Below are 1,613 nucleotides of genomic sequence, written 5' to 3' on the forward strand. Positions count from 1 at the left end.
GCTTTCCGTGGGATGCTTTTTGTTTGAAGGCAAACAAGTTCGGCATTTGCGCTTCCGTGATGTAGTCCGGCCGGAGTCCGTCGAAGAAAACGATCAGCGTTTTGTTTCTCGCTTGTCCATTTTGCGACAGCTGTGCACGCACCGCTGTTCCTGTAAAAACAAGCAGCGCGAGAACGAAAAGTTGGAATCTATTTTTAACCATAATCCTGAATCTAAATCTTAAAATCAATCAAAAACCAACCTACTTATCCCACCAAACCTTGATATCACTGTTATCGCCGCCCATGGAAGCCACCGCGCCGGCAAGTGCCTCGGGATTGAGCGATTGCAGGTAAGTCGGGTAAGGCACGCGCGAAGGGAATTTGTTTTCAGCCGGGATACCTGCGCCGCGCGGCAATGCAGGATAGCCTGTCCGGCGCTTTTCAAACCAAGACTGGTAATCGACAAAGAAGTAAGCGTAATACTTTTGCAGCATAATCTGTTCGAGCTGCTTTTCAGGCGTGGCGGCCGCATTGTATGCGATACCAGGCTGCGCCAGGAAACCCGCCGGCATCGTCACGCCCCATTGCGTCATCGAAGCCGCGATACCTGCTTCGTAATGTTTGTCGGGCGTTGATCCTGTGTTGTAACCTTTCAATGCGAGCTCGGCTTTGATAAATTCCACTTCGGCCAGCGTCATCATCACGCCCAGCTGCGGCAGCGTTTTCAGCGCGTCGGAGTAGCTGGAATTGCTTCCTACTGCATATTCGAGCGTGGTCGGGTAACCGCTTTCGATGCCGCGGTAAACGTTTTCAGTCCCTGCTTTCACCTGCGTAGCCCAGGGTGCACGGCGCGGATCGCCGGTCTGGTTCATGAAATCCATGAAGAATTTGGTATAATAATTCCCGTCGCGCCAATCCACCTGACGTGCATTGTAAAATGGATTGAAAAACGGAAATGTACCCGGATACCTGAAAATTGCCTCGTCGGAATTGGTCGTAAAAACAGGGTTTGCAGCCGTATTAGCCAGAATTGCATTGATTTGCTCTTTTACATTCACTTCCCCTTCCCGCTTCGAAATTCTCAACAGTAATCTCAGCCGCAGCGAGTTGCAAAACTTCTTCCATTTCTGAATACCCAAATTTTTACCACCCGATAATGCATTTGAATTGTAAAGCATATCGCCGCCGTAAGTCAGCGCTTTGGTATCGTCGAGCAGACTGTTGGCTGTCTCCAAATTTTTCAGGAGCTCAATGTAAATGTCCTTTTGCTTGTCAAACGCTGGCTTGAAGTTACCCTCGATCGCCTTGGTAGCCTGCGAATAAGGTACGTCGCCGTAAAGGTCCGTCAGAATGGAGTAGCTCCACGTTTTGTAGATTAAGGCAATTGCCTTGTAGTTGTTCTCATTGAGCCGGTCGGCGATGATGTAAATATCCTCAATATCATTAAGATAGGTATAAAAATTACTCCATACCCCCGTACCCGGATTCACCAGGTACCGGTGCAAACCGCCACCGCCTGCGCTCGCCCGGGGCGCGTCGACCTGCATAAGCTCGTGGGTAAAATTGCGGCTTGCATTCACCGTGCTGTTCACGATCTGGTATTGCAATTGACCCAACATTACACCCGGCGTA

The 1,613-nt window shown here is 49.9% G+C and carries 1 protein-coding gene and 1 pseudogene; both read right to left on the reverse strand.

Going from position 1 to position 1,613, the window contains the following annotated elements; all coding sequences use genetic code 11:
• Nucleotides 1-202 (reverse strand): annotated as a pseudogene (locus ACTIE6_RS23605) (alkaline phosphatase family protein); the annotation flags it as partial.
• A 39-nt stretch (nucleotides 203-241) separates the two neighbouring features.
• On the reverse strand, nucleotides 242-1,613 hold a 1,372-nt coding region (locus ACTIE6_RS23610), incomplete at its 5' end, for a SusD/RagB family nutrient-binding outer membrane lipoprotein (protein WP_439558968.1).

This window comes from Dyadobacter sp., assembly GCF_051859145.1.
Lineage (GTDB): Bacteria > Bacteroidota > Bacteroidia > Cytophagales > Spirosomataceae > Dyadobacter.